Annotated in this window: 20 protein-coding genes; 16 read left to right on the top strand and 4 right to left on the bottom strand. The window is 72.8% G+C overall.

What is annotated here, in order from left to right; translation table 11 throughout:
- The first annotated feature begins 185 nt into the window (after nt 1–185).
- From ACXJKF_RS03820 to ACXJKF_RS03800, 5 genes are all read left to right on the top strand, one after another.
- The gene (locus ACXJKF_RS03820; protein ID WP_456786414.1) at nt 186–1,367 is read left to right on the top strand and encodes a PP2C family protein-serine/threonine phosphatase; all 1,182 of its coding nucleotides are present in this window, start codon (nt 186–188) and stop codon (nt 1,365–1,367) included.
- Nucleotides 1,364–2,935, top strand: a complete 1,572-nt coding sequence (locus ACXJKF_RS03815) for a sensor histidine kinase (protein ID WP_456786413.1) — start codon at nt 1,364–1,366, stop codon at nt 2,933–2,935. Before ACXJKF_RS03820 ends, ACXJKF_RS03815 begins: the two co-directional genes overlap by 4 nt.
- Nucleotides 2,936–2,948: 13 nt before the next feature.
- The gene (locus ACXJKF_RS03810; protein ID WP_456786412.1) at nt 2,949–3,389 is read left to right on the top strand and encodes a response regulator; all 441 of its coding nucleotides are present in this window, start codon (nt 2,949–2,951) and stop codon (nt 3,387–3,389) included.
- A gap of 112 nt (nt 3,390–3,501) precedes the next feature.
- On the top strand, nt 3,502–4,437 hold the full coding sequence (locus ACXJKF_RS03805; protein ID WP_456786411.1) for a PAC2 family protein: 936 nt from the start codon (nt 3,502–3,504) through the stop codon (nt 4,435–4,437).
- 273 nt (nt 4,438–4,710) lie between these two features.
- On the top strand, nt 4,711–4,914 hold the full coding sequence (locus ACXJKF_RS03800; protein WP_055921997.1) for a cold-shock protein: 204 nt from the start codon (nt 4,711–4,713) through the stop codon (nt 4,912–4,914).
- 45 nt (nt 4,915–4,959) lie between these two features.
- On the opposite strand, the gene ACXJKF_RS03795 is transcribed toward ACXJKF_RS03800, so the two are convergent.
- Nucleotides 4,960–5,745 carry a spermidine synthase gene (locus ACXJKF_RS03795; protein WP_456786410.1) on the bottom strand — a complete coding sequence of 262 codons (786 nt, stop codon included), beginning with the start codon at nt 5,743–5,745 and terminating at the stop codon, nt 4,960–4,962.
- Nucleotides 5,746–5,940: 195 nt separating this feature from the next.
- Between ACXJKF_RS03795 and ACXJKF_RS03790 the strand changes: the two genes are divergently transcribed.
- Genes ACXJKF_RS03790 through ACXJKF_RS03780 form a run of 3 tightly spaced genes read left to right on the top strand, consistent with a single transcriptional unit; the run spans nt 5,941 to nt 8,174 of the window.
- On the top strand, nt 5,941–6,411 hold the full coding sequence (locus ACXJKF_RS03790) for an SAV_6107 family HEPN domain-containing protein (protein WP_456786409.1): 471 nt from the start codon (nt 5,941–5,943) through the stop codon (nt 6,409–6,411).
- Nucleotides 6,412–6,457: 46 nt separating this feature from the next.
- Nucleotides 6,458–7,732, top strand: a complete 1,275-nt coding sequence (dinB, locus tag ACXJKF_RS03785; RefSeq protein WP_456786408.1) for a DNA polymerase IV — start codon at nt 6,458–6,460, stop codon at nt 7,730–7,732.
- A 40-nt stretch (nt 7,733–7,772) separates the two neighbouring features.
- Nucleotides 7,773–8,174 (top strand): DUF3040 domain-containing protein, encoded by a 402-nt coding sequence (locus ACXJKF_RS03780; RefSeq protein ID WP_456786407.1) that lies wholly within the window; start codon nt 7,773–7,775, stop codon nt 8,172–8,174.
- Here the strand turns inward: ACXJKF_RS03780 and ACXJKF_RS03775 are convergent.
- From ACXJKF_RS03775 to ACXJKF_RS03765, 3 genes are read right to left on the bottom strand one after another with little or no spacing between them, the layout of a single operon-like run.
- The gene (locus ACXJKF_RS03775) at nt 8,119–10,404 is read right to left on the bottom strand and encodes a transglutaminase family protein (protein WP_456786406.1); all 2,286 of its coding nucleotides are present in this window, start codon (nt 10,402–10,404) and stop codon (nt 8,119–8,121) included. The two genes, ACXJKF_RS03780 and ACXJKF_RS03775, sit on opposite strands and share 56 nt — an antisense overlap.
- A complete protein-coding gene (locus tag ACXJKF_RS03770) occupies nt 10,401–11,648 on the bottom strand; it encodes a DUF58 domain-containing protein (protein ID WP_456786405.1) in 1,248 nt (415 codons plus the stop codon). The genes ACXJKF_RS03775 and ACXJKF_RS03770 overlap by 4 nt, the downstream gene beginning before the upstream one ends.
- Nucleotides 11,648–12,649, bottom strand: coding sequence for an AAA family ATPase (locus tag ACXJKF_RS03765; RefSeq protein ID WP_456786404.1), 1,002 nt, complete (start codon nt 12,647–12,649; stop codon nt 11,648–11,650). Before ACXJKF_RS03765 ends, ACXJKF_RS03770 begins: the two co-directional genes overlap by 1 nt.
- Before the next feature lie 369 nt (nt 12,650–13,018).
- Between ACXJKF_RS03765 and mraZ the strand changes: the two genes are divergently transcribed.
- The 8 genes from mraZ to murD all read left to right on the top strand — a co-directional run bounded on the left by mraZ (nt 13,019) and on the right by murD (nt 22,577).
- Complete coding sequence (gene mraZ / locus ACXJKF_RS03760) at nt 13,019–13,495, top strand: division/cell wall cluster transcriptional repressor MraZ (protein WP_055921977.1); 477 nt, start codon at nt 13,019–13,021, stop codon at nt 13,493–13,495.
- A 154-nt stretch (nt 13,496–13,649) separates the two neighbouring features.
- Nucleotides 13,650–14,672 carry a 16S rRNA (cytosine(1402)-N(4))-methyltransferase RsmH gene (gene rsmH, locus ACXJKF_RS03755; protein ID WP_456786403.1) on the top strand — a complete coding sequence of 341 codons (1,023 nt, stop codon included), beginning with the start codon at nt 13,650–13,652 and terminating at the stop codon, nt 14,670–14,672.
- 146 nt (nt 14,673–14,818) lie between these two features.
- The gene (locus ACXJKF_RS03750; protein ID WP_235520881.1) at nt 14,819–15,094 is read left to right on the top strand and encodes a hypothetical protein; all 276 of its coding nucleotides are present in this window, start codon (nt 14,819–14,821) and stop codon (nt 15,092–15,094) included.
- Nucleotides 15,091–16,989 carry a peptidoglycan D,D-transpeptidase FtsI family protein gene (locus ACXJKF_RS03745; protein ID WP_456786402.1) on the top strand — a complete coding sequence of 633 codons (1,899 nt, stop codon included), beginning with the start codon at nt 15,091–15,093 and terminating at the stop codon, nt 16,987–16,989. Before ACXJKF_RS03750 ends, ACXJKF_RS03745 begins: the two co-directional genes overlap by 4 nt.
- 49 nt (nt 16,990–17,038) lie before the next feature.
- A complete protein-coding gene (locus ACXJKF_RS03740; RefSeq protein ID WP_456786401.1) occupies nt 17,039–18,616 on the top strand; it encodes a UDP-N-acetylmuramoyl-L-alanyl-D-glutamate--2,6-diaminopimelate ligase in 1,578 nt (525 codons plus the stop codon).
- Nucleotides 18,613–20,064, top strand: coding sequence for a UDP-N-acetylmuramoyl-tripeptide--D-alanyl-D-alanine ligase (locus ACXJKF_RS03735; RefSeq protein ID WP_456786400.1), 1,452 nt, complete (start codon nt 18,613–18,615; stop codon nt 20,062–20,064). Before ACXJKF_RS03740 ends, ACXJKF_RS03735 begins: the two co-directional genes overlap by 4 nt.
- Nucleotides 20,061–21,143 carry a phospho-N-acetylmuramoyl-pentapeptide-transferase gene (mraY, locus tag ACXJKF_RS03730; protein WP_456786399.1) on the top strand — a complete coding sequence of 361 codons (1,083 nt, stop codon included), beginning with the start codon at nt 20,061–20,063 and terminating at the stop codon, nt 21,141–21,143. The genes ACXJKF_RS03735 and mraY overlap by 4 nt, the downstream gene beginning before the upstream one ends.
- Nucleotides 21,144–22,577: a UDP-N-acetylmuramoyl-L-alanine--D-glutamate ligase gene (gene murD / locus ACXJKF_RS03725; protein ID WP_456786398.1), complete on the top strand. Its 1,434-nt coding sequence runs from the start codon at nt 21,144–21,146 to the stop codon at nt 22,575–22,577.
- Nucleotides 22,578–22,587: the final 10 nt, after the last annotated feature.

The following is a 22,587-nucleotide window of genomic DNA, read 5'->3' as shown; positions in this document are numbered from 1 at the left end:
TCGAGGGACGACGCGACGCCGGAGCGGCCGTCCATTATCCGACCTTCGCGGCCGTGTCGCACACAGCCGACCGGGTGGGGTCTGCGGGCGGCCGGGTGAGATGGCGCGCGACACCGGTTTCCGACCCCTACGATTCGGGTGTCCTGTCGAGAAGAGGCAGGTGAACCGTCGGGAGGAGAGGCCCGTTGAGCGACGCACGCACCGCCCCCGACGACACCCGCCGCGGCCCGGTGACGAGACCCGCCCCCGTCCGTCTGCTTCTCGTGGAGGACGACGAGGGCGACGCGGTCCTCGTCCGCGAGCACCTGGCGGACGCCGGTCTGGACGTCGACCTGCACTGGGTCCGCACCCTTGACGAAGCCATCGACCGGCTCCACGTCGACCTGGTCCTGCTCGACCTCGGACTCCCTGACGCGATGGGCATCGCCGCGCTCGAGCGGCTCCTGGCCGCCGGCGCGCCCGCGGTCGTCGTGCTCACCGGCCTAGCCGGCACCGACATCGGGCTCGAGGCCGTCGCGGCGGGCGCCCAGGACTACCTCGTCAAGGGCGAGGTCGACGGCGAGATGCTGGGCCGCTCGGTGCGCTACGCCATCCAGCGCCGCCGCCTCGAGGACACGGACCGCGCCCTGTACCGCAGTCTCGTGCGCGCCGAGGAGGTCAACCGGCTCGAGCGGGCACTGCTGCCCACGCCGTCCGTGGTCGACCAGCGGCTCGAGGTGCGCGTCGGCTACCGCGCCGGGCGCGACGGCGTGCTCGGCGGCGATTTCTACGACGTCGTCGAACGGCCCGACGGCTCCGTCCTCGCCCTGGTCGGCGACGTCTGCGGGCACGGACCCGACGAGGCGGCCCTCGGGGCCACCCTGCGGACGGCGTGGCGGACCCTGGTGCTCGCCGAGGTGCCGACGATCCACATCCTCGGCCTGCTCGAACGCGTCCTGATCTCCGAACGTGCACGGCCTGAGGTGTTCACCACGGTCTCGATGCTGGACGTCGCCGCCGACCGCGCCTCGGTCGACCTCTACCTCGCCGGCCACCCGGTGCCGCTGCTCCTGGGCGAGCCGTCGACGCTCCTGCCGACGCACGGACGGGGGCGTGCCCTCGGCATCCCCGTCCCCGGTGGCTGGTCGCCGGTGCGGCTGGAGCTCCCTCCCTCGTGGCGGATCCTGCTCTACACCGACGGGGTCCTCGAGGCAACGATCCGCGGCAGCAAGGACCGCGTCGGCAAGACCGGGCTGCTGCGCATCGTGGACGGTGCGATGGCGGCCCAGGGCGACCTCGTCGAACGGGTGCTGCACGACGTGCGGGAGCTGCACGGCGGTGACCTCGTCGACGACGCCGCCGTGGTCGTCCTCGGGTGGCGTGCGTGAGCGCTGCCTCGACGCCTGTGCGGCGTTCCTCGACGCTGCGCCGACGGCTGCGGACCGTGATCATCGCGGCCGGCGCCGCGCTCCTCGTCGTCGTGCTGAGCACCGTGTTCGTGCTGGTCCGGCTGTTCGACCGCCAGGAGGCGGTCACCGAGACGTACTTCACCGCGATCACCCAGGCCGACGGCGCGTTCATTCAGCTGGTCGACGCCGAGACGGCCGTGCGCGGGTTCGCCCTGACGGGGGACCCGGTCACCCTCGAGCCGTACGAGCGGTCCGCCGCCGACGACCTGTCGTTCCGCACGCTCGCGGAGCGGGAGGCGCAGGGCGACGACGAGGAGCTCACCGCGGCAGCGCAGGCGGCCGCCGACGCGGGCCGGCGCTGGAACGAGGAGTTCGCCATCCCCGTGATGGACGAGGTCCGCACCAACGGGGTCGAGGCCGTGTCCACGGAGGAGATCGAGCAGGGCCGGGTGCTCTTCGACGAGGCCCGTGCCGCCGCGGAGGACTACATCGACCTGCTGCGTGACCGGAGAGCGGCCGCGGTCAGCGAGCTCGGGTTCTGGACCCTCGTCGCAGCGGGGACCGTGGCGCTGCTGGTCCTCGCGGCGGTCGCGCTGGGCGTCGCGCTGTGGGTGACGCTGCGCCGCTGGATCCTCGAGCCGCTCGACTCCCTCGCCACCGACGCCCGAGCGGTCTCCTCGGGTGACCTCCGGCATCCCGTCGCGTCCGTGGGCCCGGGCGAGATCGCCGCACTCGCGGACGACGTCGAGCGGATGCGGGTCGCGCTCGTCGACCAGGTGCAGGTCCTGGAGTCGTCGCGGGCCGAGATCGCGCTGGCGCACGAGCTCCTCACCGAGCAGGCGGAGGAGCTCCGGCGCTCGAACCGCGACCTGGAGCAGTTCGCCTACGTCGCCTCGCACGACCTGCAGGAGCCGCTGCGCAAGATCGCGAGCTTCACCCAGCTCCTGCAGAAGCGCTACGGCGGGCAGATGGACGAGCGCGCCGATCAGTACATCGCCTTCGCCGTCGACGGGGCCAAGCGCATGCAGCAGCTCATCCAGGACCTGCTCGGCTTCTCCCGGGTGGGTCGGGTCGGTGGCGAGGTCAGCGACGTCGACCTCGCGGTGGCGCTCACCGGCGCGCTGGAGAACCTCAGCGAGTCGGTCGCGGAGTCCGGCGCGGTCGTGACGCACGACGAGCTGCCGGTCGTCCGCGGCGAGCACCCCCTGCTGACCCAGCTGTTCCAGAACCTGGTCGGCAACGCGATCAAGTTCCGCGACCCGTCGCGGCCCCCTACCGTCCACCTCAGCGCACGGCGCGTGGCAGACTCCTGGGAGCTCGAGTGTCGAGACAACGGCATCGGGATCGACCCGCAGTACGCGGAACGGGTGTTCGTCATCTTCCAGCGTCTGCACGCCAAGGACATCTACGAGGGCACCGGCATCGGTCTCTCGCTGTGCAAGAAGATCGTCGAGTTCCATGGCGGTCGTATCTGGATCGAGCAGCCCGAGGGAGTCGGGACCAGCATCCGCTGGACCCTCCCCGCTGCCGACGACCCCACCCCCTGAACGGAGACAGCGCGTGCAGAACAGCACCAAGATCATCGACGTCCTCCTGGTCGAGGACGACCCGGGCGACGTGCTCATGACCCGGGAGGCGTTCGAGGACAACAAGCTCCGCAACCGACTGTCGGTCGTCTCCGACGGCGTCAGCGCGATCGAGTTCCTGCGCAAGGAGGGCGAGCACGCCGACGCGCCCACCCCCGACCTGATCCTGCTCGACCTGAACCTGCCGAAGATGGACGGCCGCGAGGTGCTCCAGGAGCTCAAGGCTGATGCCAACCTCCGTTCCATCCCGGTCGTCGTGCTCACCACGTCCGAGGCGGAGGAGGACGTCGTGCGCAGCTACTCGCTGCACGCGAACGCCTACGTCACCAAGCCCGTGGACTTCGACCGGTTCATCGAGGTCGTCCGCCAGATCGACGAGTTCTTCGTCGAGGTCGTGCGGCTGCCCGGTCGCTGACCGGAAGGCCCGCCGGTCGCCGACCGGAAGACGTCCCGGGAGGAACCGCCGGGAAGAACTCGTGGCGGGTGGGCGTTGTCCCGGTAACCCGGACGGAAGTGAGCGCACACCCATGCTGAACCCGAGCGAGATCTACGACGTCGACCCCGAGGTCGCCGCCCAGGTCGAGGCGCGGACGGTGAACGGCGCCGGTCCCGTGCTCGTGCACGCCGTGCGCGGGTTCGTGGACGCAGGCAACGCCGGCCAGCTGGCCGCCGAGCACCTGGTCGACGAGCTGCCGACGACACGCCTGGCGACGTTCGACGTCGACCAGCTGCTGGACTACCGGTCGCGGCGGCCCGTCATGACGTTCGACCAGACCACCTGGGCGTCGTACGCCGAGCCCGAGCTGGTCGTCGACCTCGTCCAGGACGCGGCAGGAGTTCCGTTCCTGCTCCTGCACGGCGTCGAGCCCGACGTGCAGTGGGAGCGGTACGTGGCCGCCGTGCGGCAGATCGTCGAGCGTTTCGACGTGCCCCTGACCGTCGGGCTGCACGGCATCCCGATGGGCATCCCGCACACGCGCCCGCTGTCGGTCACGGCGCACGCGACGCGGCCCGAGCTCGTCGCCGACCACACGTCGTGGTTCGGCACCGTGCAGGTCCCCGCCAGCGCGAGCGCCCTGCTCGAGCTGCGGCTGGGCCAGTCCGGGCACGACGCCGTCGGCTTCGCCGTGCACGTGCCGCACTACCTCGCGCAGTCGGCCTTCCCGCAGGCCAGCCAGGCGGCCCTGACCAACGTCGAGCGTGCGACCGGGCTCGACCTGCAGGTCGCGGCCCTGACCTCGGCCGCGGACGAGGCCATGCAGGAGATCGACCGGCAGGTCACGGGCTCCGAGGACGTCGCTGCCGTCGTGCACGCGCTGGAGGAGCAGTACGACTCGTTCACCCGAAACATCGGCCGCACGAGCCTGCTCGCCGGGTCCACCGAGCTGCCGACGGCCGACGAGCTGGGGGCCGAGTTCGAGCGCTTCCTGGCGCAGCAGGGCGACGACAGCGGCCCGGCCTGAGAACCGACCTTTACCAGATCGTTGTCAAACCGTGTAAGCCGACAGGGCGAAAGCGTGGCGCCGCCCACGAGCCCGATGTAAGGATGCACACGTTGCAGTGACGTACTCGCTTGACCGGCTCGCTCGACAGGCGCCGTCATCCGGGCCCACGGCCCGGGCGTCGGTTCCGACCAGTCGCCCTCGGCTGGGCCACCCGGTGCAGGACGTGAGGCATTGCGGCACGGCGTAGGCAGAAGGTCCGCGCCGTCACCGGTGGGACAGAAGGAAACGAACATGGCACAGGGTGCTGTCAAGTGGTTCAACGCTGAGAAGGGCTTCGGGTTCATCGCCCAGGACGGCGGCGGCGCCGACGTCTTCGTCCACTACTCCGCCATCGACTCCTCGGGCTACCGCAGCCTCGACGAGGGCCAGCGGGTCGAGTTCGAGATCACGCAGGGCGCCAAGGGGCCGCAGGCCGAGAGCGTCCGCCCGATCTGATCTGACGTCCGGAGGGCCGTACCCGTTCTCGGGTGCGGCCCTCTGTCATGCTGGCGGGTCCGCCAGGGGAGCGGCGTTCCCGACGAACGCGGTCACCTCGGCGCCGTGCAGCAGGCGTGCAGGCGCCGGGAGGCTGCGGACCGCGCGGGCGAGCTGCGCCGAGCCCAGGAGCTCCACGTCGTCGGTCGCGACCAGGACCACGTTGCCGTAGCCCCGCCCGCGCAGGAGGCCCGGCTCGGCGATGACCGCGAGGTCGGCGAACGCGTCGCGCAGCGTGGCCCCCTCGGCCTTCGCCCCCGACAGCGGCGGTCGGTCGGCACAGTTGGCCAGGTAGACGCCACCCGGACGCAGCACCCGCGCCACCTCGGCGACCATCTCCCGTGAGCGGACGTGGTCGGGGGTGGTGTCGCCGGCGAAGACGTCCCGCACGACGACGTCCGCCGACGCGTCGGGCAGCTTCGACAGCTCGGCCCGGGCGTCGCCCGCGCGGATCCGGAGCGCGGGGGAGCGCGGCAGGTCGAACCAGCCGCGCACCAGCTCCGGCAGGACGGTGTCGAGCTCGACGGCCAGCTGCCGCGATCCGGGGCGCGTCGCGTCGACGGCACGCGCCAGCGCGCAGCCCGCGGCTCCGAGATGGACGACGTCGAGCGGTCCGCCGGCGTCGCCGACCCGGTCGATGACCGCGGCCATCTGCTGCATGTACTCGAACACGAGGCGGGTGGGGTCGACCAGGTCGAGGTAGGAGCTGGGCACGCCGTTGACCAGCACGGTCACGCCGTCGGGATCGTCCAGGTCGCGGATCAGCTCGACGGTGCCGGTCGGGATGGGCACGGGACCGGTCGGCCAGAGCCCCCGTGCCGCGCTGCGTGTGGGTGCTCGGTGCGAGGCTGGGCTGCGTCGGGCGGAGCGGTCGCGGGCGGCCATGGCTCCCACGCTACGGCGCTTCCCCGGTGGCTTGACGCCATCGAACAGGTGTTCGATACTGGTTCGAACAGGGATCGACGGGCAGGCAGGAGGGACGGCGAGATGCACCAGCAGCTCGAGCAGCAGCAGGGCCCCGGTGCGTCGACCGTCGCGCCGGTGCCGGCGCGCGTCGTCGAGCTGCTCGGCCGCGCTGACGCGGAGCTGATGGCCGCGCAGTTCTCGCCCGAGCCGTGGGAGCAGCTCTCCCACGCGCACCTCGCTGCGCTGCGCGCCGGGGCCGCCGTGGTCGCTGCCCGTGGTGCGCCGTCGGGACGGCGTGCACCTCGCACTGTCTGGAGCATGCTCGGCGTGGTCGCCCCGGAGCTGGGCTCCTGGTCGACGTACTTCGCGGAAGCCGCGGCTCTGCGTGCGGCGGTCGACGCAGGGCGGTTCGAGCTGGTGGGCCCCGCACGGGCCGAGGAGGCTGTGTGCGCGGCGGAGGACTTCGTCGACGCGGTGCGCGATCTCGTGCTCGGCGGGGTCGGGACCGTCGAGGGTCGCACGCTGAGCGTGCGCGTCTCCCGGGCGTCGTGAGCACGCGGCGAGCGCCGGGCTCCGGGTCCGGCGCCCCCGCCACGCCATGAGCCACGGAGCCCGGTCGGCGCGTGCCGCGCCGGGCGGGGAGCACGAGGACGTCGGCTGCTCGATCCTGCACGTCGACCTGGACGCGTTCGTCGCCTCGGTGGAGCTCGCTCGTCGGCCGCAGCTGCGCGGTCTGCCGGTGATCGTCGGTGGAGGCGACCGGGGCGACGTCCTGGCCGCGACGTACGAGGCGCGGGCGTTCGGCGTGCACGCCGCGATGCCGATGGCGACGGCCCTGCAGCGCTGCCCGCAGGCGGTCGTCGTCGCACCGGACCGCCAGGCGTACGCCGAGGTGTCCGCGGGAGTCATGCGGGTGCTCGGCGACATCACGGTGCTGGTCGAGCAGGTGGGTCTCGACGAGGCGTTCCTGGACGTGGCGGGCGCGCGGCGACGGTGCGGAGCGCCGACGGTGATCGCCCAGGTGATCCGCCAGCAGGTCCGGGAGCGGTTCGGCATCACGTGCTCCGTCGGGATCGGGTCCACCAAGCTGGTCGCCCGGCTCGCGTCCGGTCAGGCCAAGCCGGACGGCATGCTCCTGGTCCCGCGCGCGGCCACGGTCGACTTCCTGCGGGTCCAGCCCGTGAGCGCGCTCGAGCGCGTGGGTGAAAAGACGGAGGCGGTGCTCGCGCGCCGGGGGATCAGGACGGTCGCGCAGCTGGCCGACGCCGACGTGTCGACCATCCAGCACGCGGTCGGCCGGGTGGCGGGTGCGCACCTGGTCGACCTGGCCTGGGGACGGGACCCGCGGCCCGTCAGCCCGGGGCGCGCGGAGAGGTCGATCGGTGCCGAGGAGACCTTCCCGACCGACGTCTCGGACCTCACCGTGGTGGAGGAGAGGGCCCGTGAGCTGGCGGACCGGTGCGCGGTCCGGCTGCGTGCGAACGGCCTGGTCACCCGCACGATCACCGTGAAGATCCGCACCAACGACCTCTGTACGCTCTCCCGCTCCCGCACCCTGGTCACGCCCACGAACGGTGGCCGGGAGCTGTTCCTCGCGGTTCGGGAGCTGGTGGCCGGCGTCGACCTGCGTGGCCTGCCCGTCCGGCTCGTGGGGGTGCGTGCCGACCAGCTGTCCCAGGCGGCGACGAGCATCCGGCAACCGACCCTCGACGAGGCGTCGGAGGCCCCGGTGCGGGCGTGGCGGGAGGCGGAGCACGCCGTGGACCAGGTGCGTGGACCGCTCGACGGCGGCCTGATCCGCGCCGGAGCCTCCCAGCCAGGTGGAGTATCCTCCCGCTCGACTACCACCATCGTTCCGGCGGATCTATCCTGAGCCGGAAGACAGGTCCACATAGCTGACAACGGGGGTCAGGATGCCTCTCTCCGAGTACGAGCAGCGCGTGCTCGAGCAGATGGAACGGCAGTTGACCTCTGACGATCCTCGGCTCGCGAACACGCTGACCCAGCGCGGACACCGCCCGTTCGGCCGGTACGTCATCGCGGGGGTTGGTGCGTCCGTCGGTCTGCTGCTTCTCGTGCTCGGCGCCGCGAACAGCCTTCCGTGGCTCGGCGTCATCGGCTTCGTGGTGATGTTCGCGGCCGTCGCGTTCGCGTTCGCCGCACCGCACCGCTCGTCCGGGCACCGGTCCGGGCCGCACGGGGTCGTGCAGAGCGACGGTCAGGTGAAGCCGGCGACGTCGGCCCGTCAGAAGTCGAGCTTCATGTCTCGTCTCGAGGAGCGCTGGGAACGGCGCCGCGGCGAGAGCGGTCGCTGAGCAGGGTCTCGACCCCGCTCATCATCTCGTCGACCCACCCCGCCAGGACGGCGGGGTCGACCTCGGGCTGGACCGGCGCGTAGCGCTCGCGCTCGACGGTCCGGGCCAGCGAGTCCAACGCCTCGGCGGACGTCCCCGTCAGCGGCGCCCCCGCCGCCTGGCGCAGCTGCTCGTGCACCGAGGCGACGACGGTGCGCGGTGAGTCGGCATCCGTCCAGGTGACGCCACGGGCACCCAGCCGGCGACGGGCGCGCAGCCACGCGCGTTCCGGTGTCAGGTCGGCGCGCAGGAGGCTCCGGCGTCGGAGGAGCACCAGGCCGAGGGATGCGACGGCCAGGACGATCGCGACGGTGATCGCGACCGGCAACCAGGCCTGCTCCTCGTCCTGCGTTCCGGTCGACGACGACTGGCCGCCCGGTGCGCTCGACGACGTCACCCCGGGGGCGGGCGCCGGGATGGCCTCGTCGGGCTGGCTGTCGGGCGCGGAGACGCCCTCGAAGGGGTCCGCCCAGCGTGGCGGCGTGCTGGTCTGGATGGCCGGTGTCGGCTCGAACCGCACCCACCCGTAGTCCTCGAAGAACAGCTCGGGCCATGCGTGCGACCGCTGACCGGAGACCACGTAGCTGCCGTTGCGGTCCGACTCGCCGGGCAGGAACCCGACGCCGACGCGGGCGGGGATGTCGAGCGAGCGGGCCATCATCGCCATCGAGGTGGCGAACTGCACGCAGTACCCGCGGGCCGACTGCACGAAGTCCCACACGGCGTCGTCGGACCGCGACGGTGCCACGCGCGTGTCGTAGGTGAAGTTCGTCGTGGCGCGGAAGTAGGTCTGGAGCGCCATCGCCTGCTCGTACGGGGTCGTGGCGTCCGCGGTGATCTCGCGAGCCAGGGCGGCGACGTCCTCGGTGCGGGAGGTCTGCGGCACCTCGAGCGACGCGCCGCCGTCATCGGGGTCGCCCACCTCGGCGTCGGCGAGGTCGTCCTTCGTGAGCGAGGGGACCTCGACCTGCATCGTGTAGGTCATGCCGTCGAACGTGCCGCGTCGACCGACGACCTCGTCGCGGACCGGGTCGTACTCCCAGCCGCCGTTCACGGCGACGGTCCGCGGGAAGGTGCTGACGGGCAGGCGGCGTTCGCGCAGGTTGGCGACCTCGACCTGGACGTCCGCGAGCGAGCCGCGCTCGGCGTCCGGGACCGAGCCGCGGATGTCCGGGTCGGACGTCAGGAGCGTCGCGGGGTCCCACGTGCTCAGGTCGAGCGACTCGGCGCGGTCCCACGTGGTGCCGTCGAACTGGGTCAGCGTGAAGGCACGCAGCGGCCCGACGTCGTTGGCGGAGACGGGGGAGGCGCTCGACGGGCTCGGGGAGGGTGCGGGGTCGTCGGCCGGGTCGGCCTCCACCGGCGTCACGGAGTACCGCAGCACGATCTGCCCGGACCGGGTGCCCAGGCTCTCGCGCAGGTCGAGGTTGTCGCTGAGGGACATGGGGCCCACCGGGCCGGTGCCGAAGGTGGGCATCCGCATGGTCGCCCAGCCCGGGAAGGCGGCGACCGCCGGGCCGGCGATCAGGGTGGCCACGATCAGGGACACCGAGCAGAGGACCGCGACGCCTGCCCGCCGCCCCCGGTCGCTGTGCGCCGTGGGGGGCGCGGCGCTGAGGGCGAGCAGCAGCAGGTAGAACAGGCTGGTCCAGGCGATCGACCAGCCGCTCGCGGGGAAGCCGAGGATGATCGCGGGGGCCCACAGCGCGGCGAAGGCGAGACCGGACAGCGCGGGAGCGCCGAGGCCGATCGCGAGGAGGTCGGCCAGCAGGAAGACGGCGACGGCACCGACGGCGACGAGCAGCTCGGTGGGTCGCACCCCGACCATCGGCACGAGCGACGCGTTGATGACGGCGACACCCTCGCGCGCGGTGGCCAGGGTCCGGTCCAGCGAGTCACCGTCGGGCAGGACCTGGAGCCGTCCGGGAGGCGCGCCATACCGGACGAGGACGATGCCGACCGCGACGATCGTGCCGGCGAGCGTGGGGGCCCACCAGGACCGGGTCACGGCGCGCACGCCCATCACGACGGCGGCGACCACGAGGACGATCAGCCACGTCGCCAGGAGCCAGCCGCCGCGCACGATGAGGCCCGTGAGGGCGAACATGCTGGCGCAGGTCGCGGCGGCGCACAGGGCGGTGCCCAGGGCCGACCGGGGGCCGCGCGGGATGCGTTGCACGCGGCCGGTCACTGGGCCGACCCCAGCAGACGCAGCCAGCAGTCGACGACCGGTTCGCCGGGTGTCACCCGGCACGCACGCCACCCGGCGCGGCGCAGCGCCTTGATGGTGTGCTCGGCCTCCGCCTCCTGCGCCGGCGTGTCGGCGCGGACGACGGCCCAGGCGAGCGCGGCGTCGGCGACGTGCGCCAGCGCGGCACGTGCGGAGGCACCGAGCGGGCCCAGCACGGCGAGCACGATCTCGCCCCCCGCCTCGGTCGTGTGCAGGAGGTGCGCCGCCGACACGAGCGCCGCCTCGCCCTGGACCGCCGAGCGCGGCGCCTCGAGGTCGATCGTGCGGTCGAGCAGGGCGCTGCGTGCGCCGGGGCCGGAACGATCGTGCACGAAGGCGAGCGGCGACGCGGCGGCGACGTCCCTGCCACCGCTGACCAGGCGCACGGGGTGGCCCCCGTCGAGCATGGCGAGCGACATGGACGCAGCCAGGGAGATCGACCACTCGAGGCTCGTCGCGCGGGCCGGCAGGTCCAGGAGCACCGAGACGGGCCGCATCCCGGCGCGCTCGTCGGACCGGACCATCAGGGCGCCCTTGCGGGCGCTGCTGCTCCAGTGCACGCGCCGCAGGTCGTCGCCCTCGCGGTAGTCGCGCAGCGAGGCGTCGTCGGTCGACGGGCTGCGTGCGCCCAGGGCGACGCGGTCGGGCTCGCCGACGAGCACGTCGCTGGGCGTCGGCAGGGGGACGACCGCCGGCCACACGGACACCTCGGCCTGCTCGCCCAGGGTGGCGGAGGTGCGCACGACGCCGAACGGGTCGCCACGGGTCACGACGAGCGGACCGAGCGGCCAGCGGCCACGCCGTGCGGCCTGCACCGAGTACGTCACCGTCACGCGCCGCGGCGCGCGGGTCACCCGTGCGCGCAGGGGCCGGCCGCCGGAGAGCTCGGTGGCCGCCTGCTCGGCGAACTTCAGCCCGGCCAGCCGGACGCGGGCCGCGGGGTCGGTCGCGGTGATCACGACCTCGATCTGCGCCTCCTCGCCGGCGTGCACCGGGTTCGGGACCGCGTGCCGCTGCACGTTGAGCCGGTGCCGCCCCCGACCCGGGTCGAGCACACCGACGGCGACGGCCGCCCCGACGACGAGCAGCAGCGCGAGCGTACCGATGCGGACCAGGTCGACCGCCCCCAGCACCACGCCGAGCTGCAGGGCGACGATGCCCGCGATCCCGAGCGCGATGCCGCGGCGGGTCGGCCGGAGGCGCATCAGCCGATCGCGCGACGCGAGCGCGCGGTGGCCGCCGCGGACGGGAGCGGGACCCGGTCGAGGATGTCGGTGACGATGTCGGCGGTGCTACGGCCGGACAGGCGTGACTCGGTGCTGGGCAGGAGCCGGTGCGCGAGGACCGGCACGGCGAGCTGCTGGACGTCGTCGGGCAGCACGTGGTCCCGGCCGTCCATCGCGGCCAGCGCCTTGGCGGCGCGCAACAGCTGGATCGCCGCTCGGGGGGACGCGCCGAGGCGCAGGCCCTGGTCCTCGCGGGTCGCCGTCACCAGGTCGACCACGTACCGCTTGATGCCCGGGGCCGCGAAGAGCCGGCGCGCCGTCTCGATGAGGGCCTTCACCTGCGCGGCGTCCGTCACGGGCCGCAGGGTGTCGAGCGGGTCGGAGGTCTCCTGCAGGTCGAGCATGTCGAGCTCGGACTCGATGCTCGGGTAGCCGACCGTCAGGCGGGCCATGAACCGGTCCCGCTGCGCCTCGGGCAACGGGTAGGTGCCCTCCATCTCGACCGGGTTCTGGGTGGCGACGACCAGGAATGGTCGCGGCAGCGGGTAGGTGCGGCCGTCGACGGTGGCCTGCGCCTCCTGCATGCACTCGAGCAGCGCCGACTGCGTCTTGGGCGAGGCGCGGTTGATCTCGTCGCCGATGACGACGTGCGCGAAGACGGGCCCGGGCCGGAACTCGAACTCGTGCGTCTGCGACCGGAAGATGTTGACGCCCGTGAGGTCCGAGGGCAGCAGGTCGGGCGTGAACTGGATCCTGCCGACGGTGCAGTCGATGGTCTTGGCCAGCGCCTTGGCGAGCGTGGTCTTGCCGACGCCGGGGACGTCCTCGAGGAGCAGGTGCCCCTCGGCGAGCAGCACGGCGACGGTCACCCGGACGAGCTCGGGACGACCGGTGACGACGCCCTCCACGGCCGCACGCATCCGTTGGGTGGTGTCGACGACGTCCTCGAGCTCACTCGAGGACGGGACGGCCTGCAGCATGACGCCTCCTTTGGCGGATCTGGGTCCGATCGTAAAGGTCGGGCGGCGGGAGTTCATCGCCCATCGGCCCCCCACTTCACTCCACCACCCGTCCGGCGTGACGGCGTTCGGCTGACCGCGCTGGGCGAATCGTCCGATCCCTCCCGGATCTGGCGTCTGATCTGCACTCCGACACGCCCCGGTGCGACGAGGGAGGCGACTTTCCCTCCACTCTGCACCACCGCTGTGACCTGCAGTTATACCCCTTCGATCGGGTGAATACTGCGTATCTCAGGTTGCTGGTGGAGTGAAGTGGAGTAGCGTGGAGGCACGTGGTGAGCGGGGGAAAACGCGCACCAGCAGCAGCAGCGAGGACCGGAGGGAGGCGGGGTGACGCATGAGTCGTCCGCCGGCGTCTTCGGCTCCTTCGCGCCCTTCCTGGGCACGTACACCCCGCGTCTCGACGAGAAGGGCCGGCTCATCCTCCCGGCCAAGTTCCGCGGTCAGCTCGCCCCGGGTCTGGTCATGACCCGCGGGCAGGAGCGCTGCCTCTTCCTGCTCCCGATGCAGGAGTTCCAGCGCATGCACGACCAGCTCCGGCAGGCCCCGGTGACCAGCCGTCAGGCTCGCGACTACCTCCGTGTCTTCCTGTCCGGTGCCAGCGACGAGCTGCCCGACAAGCAGGGACGCATCTCCATCCCGCCGATGCTCCGCAAGTACGCGGGGCTCGAGCGCGACGTCGCCGTCATCGGCACCGGTACCCGGGTAGAGATCTGGGACCTCACCGCGTGGGAGACGTACCTGGCCGAGCAGGAGGCCGGGTACGCCGACACCGCGGAGGAGGTCTTCCCGAACGGCCCCTTCTAGAGATCAGGCCCCGAGCTCGGTTCCGCCCGGCAAGACCTCCTCCCGAATCTCTGACGCACTTCCCCGGCGTCAGAGGGTCGGTGGGGGATCTGGTCGGACGGCGGAGGGGCCGCCTGACCACACACATCCGTGCCGCCTGGGGAGGGGAGCAGCGATGAATGACGACACGACCGGCCATCCGTCGGAAGCTGCCTCCCGGCACACCCCGGTGCTGCTGCAGCGCTGCCTCGACCTGCTGGCCCCGGCGTTCGACGTCGAGAACCCCGTGATGGTGGACTCGACGCTCGGCATGGGCGGCCACACCGAGGGCGTCCTGCAGGCGTTCCCGCACGTCCGGGTCGTCGGGCTGGACCGCGACACGCAGGCGCTCGAGCTCGCCGGCCGACGGCTGGCACCGTTCGGCGACCGCTTCACGGGCGTGCACGCCGTCTACGACGAGATCAACGACGTGCTCGACCGGCTGGGCATCACGGGAGTCCAGGGCGTTCTGATGGACCTCGGCGTCTCGTCGCTGCAGCTGGACGAGCGCGAGCGCGGGTTCTCCTACTCGGCCGACGCGCCCCTGGACATGCGCATGGACGCCACGACCGGTCAGACCGCGGCGGACGTGCTCAACACCTACGACGAGCGTGAGCTCGCGCGGATCCTGCGGGTGTACGGCGAGGAGCGGTTCGCGCCGCGCATCGCCCGCGCGATCGTCACGCAGCGGGCGACCCGACCCCTGGAGCGCACGGGCGAGCTGGTGAGCATCGTGCGGGCCAACATCCCCGCCGCGACGCGCAAGACCGGCGGCAACCCGGCCAAGCGCACGTTCCAGGCCCTGCGGATCGAGGTGAACGGCGAGATCGAGGTGCTGGAGCGTGCGCTCCCGCAGTCGATCGAGGCGCTCGCCGTGGGCGGCCGGATCGTCGTCGAGGCGTACCACTCGCTCGAGGACCGTGCGGTCAAGCGGGCGCTCGCCGTCGGAGCGACGTCCAGCGCCCCGCCGGACCTGCCCGTCGAGCCCGCGACGCACGCCCCGTTCCTTCGCCTCGTGACCCGCGGTGCCGAGGAGGCCGACGAGGCCGAGCTCGCGCACAACCCGCGTTCGCAGTCGGTCCGGCTCCGCGCCGCCGAGCGCGTCCGTCCCACGCCCGACCACCTCAAGCCACGCCAGACCGGAAGGAGGGCAGCATGAGCGCCCAGACCGCTGCCCGAGCAACTGCCTACCCGGCACCGTCCCGCCCGCGCCCGACGACGTCGACCACGGCTCCCGCACCCCGACTTCGCGTCGTCCGCGCGCCGGAGCACGCTCGGACTCGTGTGCCGTTCATCCTTGCCTGCATGGCCGTCCTCGCCGGAGCGCTCCTGTCCGCGCTGCTCCTCAACACCTCCATGGCGGCCAGCGCGTACGCCAAGTACGACCTGTCCAACGAGCTGGGTCGGCTGAACCAGGACCAGCAGGACCTCACGGCGGAGCTCGACGCCAAGGCGTCGCCCACCCAGCTCGCCGCGGCCGCGGCCGCGCTCGGCATGGTCCCGACGAACGGCACCGGCTGGCTGCGGCTGTCGGACGGCAGCGTCCAGGGCGTCCCGGAGCCGGCGGGAGCCGGGGGATGACGACACCGGTCGCGCGCCCGCGTGCGCGCACCGAGCAGACCCGTCGTCCGGCGGCGGGCAACCGCACGACCGGGACGACGGTCCCGCGGCAGCGCACCACGACCGTGCCGCGGACCGTCGTCGTCCCGGCGCGCACCCGCAACGGGGGGCCGCCGGCGGCGCCTGTCCTGCCAGGGTCCCGGCGCCGGATGGCGTTCCTCGCCGCCTTGGTCATCGTCGCGCTCGCCGTGTTCGGCGGGCGCCTCGTGTATGTCCAGGGCTTCCGGGGCGCAGCCATCGCCGAGGACGCGCGGGACGCCCGCCTCACGTCGGTCACCCTGCTGGGCGGGCGCGGCGAGATCACGGACGCCAACGGTTCCCCGCTCGCGACGTCCGTCGAGCGGTACGACATCTCCGTGAACCAGCGACTCGTCGCGAGCTTCAAGGGCACGCAGAACCCGGCCGTCCCCGACGGTGCCGCAGGCGTCGCCGCGAAGCTCGCCCCCCTGCTCGACATGAACGCCGCGGAGCTCGGGGGAGCGCTCGTCGGCGAGCGGCAGTTCGTCTACATCCGCAAGGGTGTGCTGCCTGCGGTGGCGCGCGAGGTCCGCGAGCTCGGTCTCAGCGGGGTCAACGTCGACCGGGTCGCGGAGCGGGTGTACCCCAACAACACCCTGGCGGGGAACGTCATCGGCTTCGTGAACTCCAACGGCGTCGGGCTCGCCGGCCTCGAGGCGTCGCTCGACGACCGCCTCACCGGCACGGCAGGGAGCGAGACGTACGAGCGCGGTCGCAAGGGCCAGGCGATCCCCGGCGGGTACTCCGTGGACACCCCGGCGACGCAGGGCGACTCCGTGCAGCTCACGCTGCTGTCCGACGTGCAGTGGAAGGCCCAGTCCGCGCTCGACGCGCAGGTCGCCGCCACGGGTGCGTCGTCCGGCTCGCTGATCGTGATGGACACCCGGACCGGGGAGATCTACGCGCTCGCCGACTCGGGCTCGGTCGACCCGAACCACCCGGGGGAGGGGTCCGGCTCGCTGTCCAGCGCCGTCTCGGACGTGTTCGAGCCGGGGTCGACGGGCAAGGTCATCACGATGGCGGCAATCCTCGACAACAACATCGCCGACCCGCTCTCGCAATGGGTGGTGCCGTACAGGTACTCGCCCGACGGCAAGGAGACGTTCAAGGACTCGCACGAGCACGGCGACCTGCAGCTGACCACCACCGGTGTGCTCGCGGAGTCCTCGAACACCGGCACCGTGATGATCGGTCAGCAGCTGCCCGTGCAGACGCGGTACGACTACCTGGCGAAGTTCGGCTTCGGTGCCCTGACCGGGATCGAGATGTCGGGCGAGTCGAAGGGCATCCTGCACCCGGTCGACACGTGGCAGCGACGGGACAAGTTCGCCGTCCTGTTCGGTCAGGCGGTGTCCGTGACGGCACTGCAGGCCACGCAGGTCTTCGCGACCATCGCGAACGGCGGCGTGCGCGTGCAGCCGCACATCATCAAGGGCTGGACGTCGCCGGACGGCACCTACACGCCGGCCCCGGCAGCGGCGACGACCCCGGTCGTCTCGCCCGAGACCGCGAAGACCGTGCTCACCATGATGCAGAGCGTCGTCGACGACGGGACGGGCGCCAACGCCGCGATCCCCGGCTACCAGGTGGCCGGGAAGACCGGGACGGCGCAGAACTGGGTGGGCGGGATCCAGGGCATCACGTCGTCGTTCATCGGCGTCGCGCCCGCCGACGACCCGCGCATCGCGGTCGCAGTGATCCTGCACAACCCGAAGACCTCGGTCTACGGCGGCACCGTCGCGGCGCCGGTGTTCAGCGACGTCGCGGGGTACACGCTCAGCGAGCTCGGTGTGGCACCGTCGGGCACGGTCGGGACGCTCTTCCCGACGACGTGGTGAGGGACCCGCACCGGGCGTGGGGGAGCGGCCGGCGGGGTAGATTCTCCCCATGACGACCCCCGCTCGGATGCGTCCGCTGCATCCCGCGGCCCACCTGGTCGCCGACCTCGTCTCCACGTTCGGCCTGGTCACGCGGGGTGCTCCGCTCCCGGCCGACGCCGTGCTGACCGGTGTGAGCCTGGCCAGCGGCGACGTGGTCCCCGGAGACGTGTTCGTCGCGGTCACGGGGTTCACCGTCCACGGCGCCGCGTACGCCCCGCAGGCGGTCGACGCCGGGGCCGTCGCGGTCCTCACGGACGAGGCCGGCGCCGTGCTGCTGGAGGACTCGGGACTGGCCCGACGGGTGCCCGTGCTGGTCGCCGACGACCCCCGCGCCGTCGCAGGTCCTGTCGCTGCCTGGGCGCACGACGCACCGGGCGAGCGCCTGGTCACCGTCGGCGTCACCGGCACCAACGGCAAGACCACCACGGCCTACTTCCTCGACGCCGCGCTGCGCGCCGCGCACCCCGTCACCACGGTGCTCGGCACCGTCGAGCTGCGCATCGGTGAGGACGCCGTCGAGAGCCCGCGGACCACCGTCGAGGCGCCCGCCCTGCAGGCGATCCTCGCGTTGGCGGTCGAGCGGGGCGCGACGGCGCTGGCCATGGAGGTCTCCTCGCACGCGCTCGCGCTCGGCCGGGTCGGTGGGCTGGCGTTCGACGTCGTCGGGTTCACCAACCTGCAGCGGGACCACCTCGACTTCCACGGCGACATGGAGGGCTACTTCCGGGACAAGTCCCGGCTGTTCGCCGCTGGTCAGGCGCGGCGCGGCGTGGTCGTCGTGGACGACGAGTGGGGCCGCCGGCTGGTGGCGGAGTCGCCGATCCCCGTCGAGTCCGTCGCGACGCACGTGGGTGAGCCCGAAGGTGCGGACGCGGACTGGGCGGTGGTCGCCGCCGACATCGGGCTCGACGGCGTCGGTTCGACGTTCACGCTGCGCGGCCCGGACGGTGTCGAGCACGAGGCCGCGAGCCCGCTGCCGGGAAGGGTGAACGTCTCGAACGCGGCCCTCGCGATCGTGCTGGCGCACGCGGCCGGCGTGGACCTCGACGTGGCCATCGGCGCGGTGGCCGTCGCGCACGAGATCCCCGGGCGCATGGAGCGCGTCATCGAGCGCGGCGACGGCTTCCCCCTGTCGATCGTCGACTACGCCCACACCCCCGACGCGCTGGTCCTCGCGCTCGACGCGGTCCGCCCGATCACCCCCGGCCGGCTGGTGCTCGTGTTCGGCTCCGACGGCGACCGGGACCAGGGCAAACGCCCGATCATGGGCGAGATCGCCGCCCGGCTCGCGGACGTGATCGTCGTCACCGACGAGAATCCGCGTTCCGAGGAGCCGGCGGCCATCCGATCCGCCATCCTCGACGGTGTCCGGTCGGTGCGGCCGGACCTGGTCGACGTGCACGAGGCCTCCGGCCGCGCGCAGGCCATCCGCGACGCCCTCGCCCTCGCCTCCGAGCAGGACACCGTGATCATCACGGGCAAGGGGCACGAGCCGACACAGGAGATCGCCGGCGTGTTCCACCGGTACAACGACCGCGACGTGCTGATCGCAGCGCGCACCAGCCGGCGGGAGCAGCACGCGTGATCGCCCTGACGGCGGCCGAGATCGCGGCCGCAACCGGCGGTGTGCTGCGCGGTGCTGCGTCCACCGAGCCCGCCCTCGTCGTGAGCGGACCCGTCGTGGTCGACTCGCGCGACGACGTCACCGGCGGCCTGTTCGTCGCGCTGCCGGGTGAGCACGTGGACGGCCACGACTACGCCGCGGTGGCGGTCGCCGCCGGGGCCGCGCTCGTGCTCGCCGCGCGTGACGTGGTCGGAGCGGGTGGCGACGTGCTGCCGAGCGTCGTCGTCCCCGACGTCGAGAAGGCCCTCGGCGACCTGGCGCGCGTCGTGCTGGAGCGGCTGCGGGAGGCCGCGCTCGAGCCCGGCGGCAGCGACCTGCGGGTCGTCGGCATCACCGGGTCGGTCGGCAAGACCACCACGAAGGACCTCCTCGCCCAGCTCTGCGGGAGCGTCGGGCCGACGATCGCGCCGGTCCGCTCGTTCAACAACGAGATCGGGCTGCCGCTCACCGTGCTGCGTGCCGACGAGTCGACGCGCTTCCTCGTGCTCGAGATGGGTGCCAGCGGCCCGGGCCACCTCACCTACCTCACCGACATCGCCCCGCCGGACGTCGCCGTGGTCCTGATCGTCGGGCACGCGCACCTCGGCGGCTTCGGCGGCATCGACGCGGTCGCCGTCGCGAAGTCCGAGATCGTGCAGGGTCTGGTCGCCGACGGGGTCGCCGTGCTAAACGCCGACGACCCTCGCGTGTCCGCGATGGCGGCGCTCGCCCCGGGTGACGTCGTGACGTTCGGAGCCGCCCCCGAGGCGACGGTCGGTGTGCGCGACGTGCGGCTCGACCGCACCGGGCGGGCGACCTTCACGCTGGTGCGGCGCGGCGAGACCGAGCAGAGCGCCGAGGTGTCGCTGCGGCTGGTCGGTGAGCACCACGTGCACAACGCCCTCGGCGCAGCGGCCGCCGCGCTCGCCGTCGGTCTCGACCTGGACGAGGTTGCGGCCGGGCTCAGCGCCGCGGACGCCCTGAGCCCGCACAGGATGCACGTGGTCGACCGGCCCGACGGCGTCACGGTCGTCGACGACTCCTACAACGCCAACCCGGACTCGATGCGTGCCGCGCTCAAGGCGCTGGCCGTCCTGGCCGGGCGGGACCGGCGCTCGATCGCGGTGCTCGGGGAGATGCTCGAGCTGGGCCCTGGGGCACGCGAGGCGCACGACGCCATCGGGCGGCTGTGCGTCCGGCTGAACATCGGCCTGACGATCGTGGTCGGCGACGGTGCGCGGGCCATCCGCGACGGCGCCAACCACGAGGGGTCGTGGGGCGACGAGGTCGTGCTCGCGGACGACCTGGCGGTGGCGACGGCGTTCCTCGAGAGCGAGCTGCGGCCCGGTGACGTCGTCCTGGTGAAGTCGTCCTACGGCGCCGGCCTCTGGAAGCTCGGCGACGCCCTGGTCGAGGGGGGCGCCCGATGAGGGCGGTCCTGATCTCCGGCGGGCTCGCGATGCTCATCGCGCTGCTCGGAACTCCTCTGTTCATCCGGTTCCTGGTCCACAAGCAGTACGGCCAGTTCATCCGGCAGGACGGCCCGACCGCGCACTTCACCAAGCGCGGCACCCCGACCATGGGCGGCGTCGTCATCATCGGCGCGACGCTGGCGGGCTGGGTCAGCGGTCTGATCGCGACCGGGACCCCGCCCAGCGCGTCGGCGATCCTGGTGCTGTTCCTGATGACCGGTCTGGGCGTCGTCGGGTTCCTCGACGACTTCATCAAGATCTCCCGCCAGCGCAGCCTCGGTCTCAACGCGCGATGGAAGATCATCGGCCAGGGCATCGTGGGCATCACGTTCGCGGTGGCGGCGCTGCAGTTCCCCAACGACAAGTTCCGCACGCCCGCGTCCACGCACATCTCCTTCATCCGCGACACCAACTTGGACCTCGCGTTCTGGGGCGTGACCGTCGGCACCATCCTGTTCGTCATCTGGGCGAACTTCCTGATCACGGCGTGGTCCAACGCGGTGAACCTCACCGACGGCCTCGACGGGCTGGCCACCGGCGTCTCCCTCATCGTGTTCGGCGCCTACGTCATCGTCGGTGTCTGGCAGTTCAACCAGAGCTGCCAGCTCCTGGCCAGCGCCGGACCGCGGTGCTACGAGACACGGGACCCGCTGGACCTCGCCGTCGTCGCGGCGGCCATCACGGGCGCGTGCTTCGGCTTCCTGTGGTGGAACGCCAGCCCCGCCAAGATCTTCATGGGGGACACCGGCTCGCTCGCCCTCGGTGGCGCGCTCGCCGGGCTGTCGATCCTGTCCCGGACCGAGATCCTCGCCGCGATCATCGGCGGGCTCTTCGTGCTCGTCGTCCTGTCCGACGTGATCCAGATCGGCTTCTTCAAGATGACGGGCAGACGGGTGTTCAAGATGGCACCGCTGCACCACCACTTCGAGCTGTCGGGGTGGGGCGAGGTGACGATCGTCATCCGGTTCTGGATCATCGCCGGGTTGTTCGTCGCGCTCGGCGTCGGGATCTTCTACGCCGAGTGGGTGGCCGGGTAGGTGTCGTCTCTCGTGCTGGAGGGCGCCCTGGTGGTCGTCGCCGGGCTCGGGGTCTCCGGTCGTGCAGCGGCCGAGGTCCTGGCATCCCGGGGTGCGCGCGTGGTGCCGGTCGACGACCACGCCGACGACGTCATCGGCACCGCGGAGCTACTCGACGGCACGGTGCTGCACCGGGCCGACCTGGTCGTCGCGTCGCCGGGGCTGGCGCCGCACCACCCGCTCCTCGCCGCCGCCCGCGAGCACGACGTGCCCGTGTGGAGCGAGGTCGAGCTCGCCTGGCACGTGCGCGTCGACCGCGCGTCCGGCGGGGGCCCGGCTCCGTGGCTCGCCGTCACCGGGACGAACGGCAAGACCACCACCGTCGGCATGCTCGAGTCGATCCTGCGTGCCGCCGGGGAGAACGCCGTGGCGGTCGGCAACGTGGGCACCCCCGTCGTGCTCGCGGCGACCGACCCGACGCTCGACGTCCTCGCGGTGGAGCTGTCGAGCTTCCAGCTGCACCACACATCGTCGATGTCGGCGCAGGCGGCCGCGGTGCTCAACGTCGCACCCGACCACCTCGACTGGCACGGGTCCCTCGACGCCTACGCCGCCGACAAGGGCCGCATCTTCGAGCGCGCCCAGGTGGCGTGCGTGTACAACCTCGCCGACCCCGCGACCGAGGACCTGGTCCGGGAGGCGGACGTCGTCGACGGCTGCGTCGCCGTCGGGTTCACGATCGGCACCCCGCTGGTCGGGCAGGTCGGGCTGGTCGAGGACGTGCTGGTGGACCGTGGCTTCGCGCGGCTCCGGCACACGCACGCGGCCGAGCTGGGCACGCTCGACGACCTGACGCAGCTCGCCGGGCCTGACGGCACGGTGCCGCCGCACGTCGTGGCGAACGCGCTGGCTGCCGCCGCGCTCGCCCTCGCGCACGGCGTGGCACCCGCGGCGGTCCGCGAGGGGCTCCGCGCCTACGGGCCGGGTGAGCACCGGTTGGCGACGGTCGCGGTGGTCGACGGCACGGCCTACGTGGACGACTCGAAGGCGACGAACGCCCACGCGGCGTCCGCCGCCCTCGGGGCGTTCCCCGCCGGCAGCGTCGTGTGGGTCGCGGGCGGGCTGGCCAAGGGGGCGCAGTTCGACGAGCTCGTCGCGGCCCGGCGGGACCGCCTGGCTGCCGTGGTGCTGATCGGTGTCGACCGCGCACCGCTGCGCGACGCTCTCGCCCGACACGCACCCGAGGTCCCCGTGGTCGAGGTCGACGCCGGTGAGACTGGCCCGGTGATGACCCGCGCCGTGCACGAGGCCAGGCGGCTCGCCGCCGAGGCGACGTCGCAGCCGGTCACCGTGCTGCTCGCGCCCGCCTGCGCGTCGATGGACCAGTTCACGTCGTACGCCGCGCGGGGCGAGGCGTTCGCTGCCGCCGTGCGTGCGCTCGGTGGGGACGAGTGACGCGCCGGGA

It is taken from the genome of Cellulomonas sp. P5_C5, from assembly GCF_054049655.1.
This window is presented reverse-complemented; position numbering and strand designations above follow the sequence as displayed.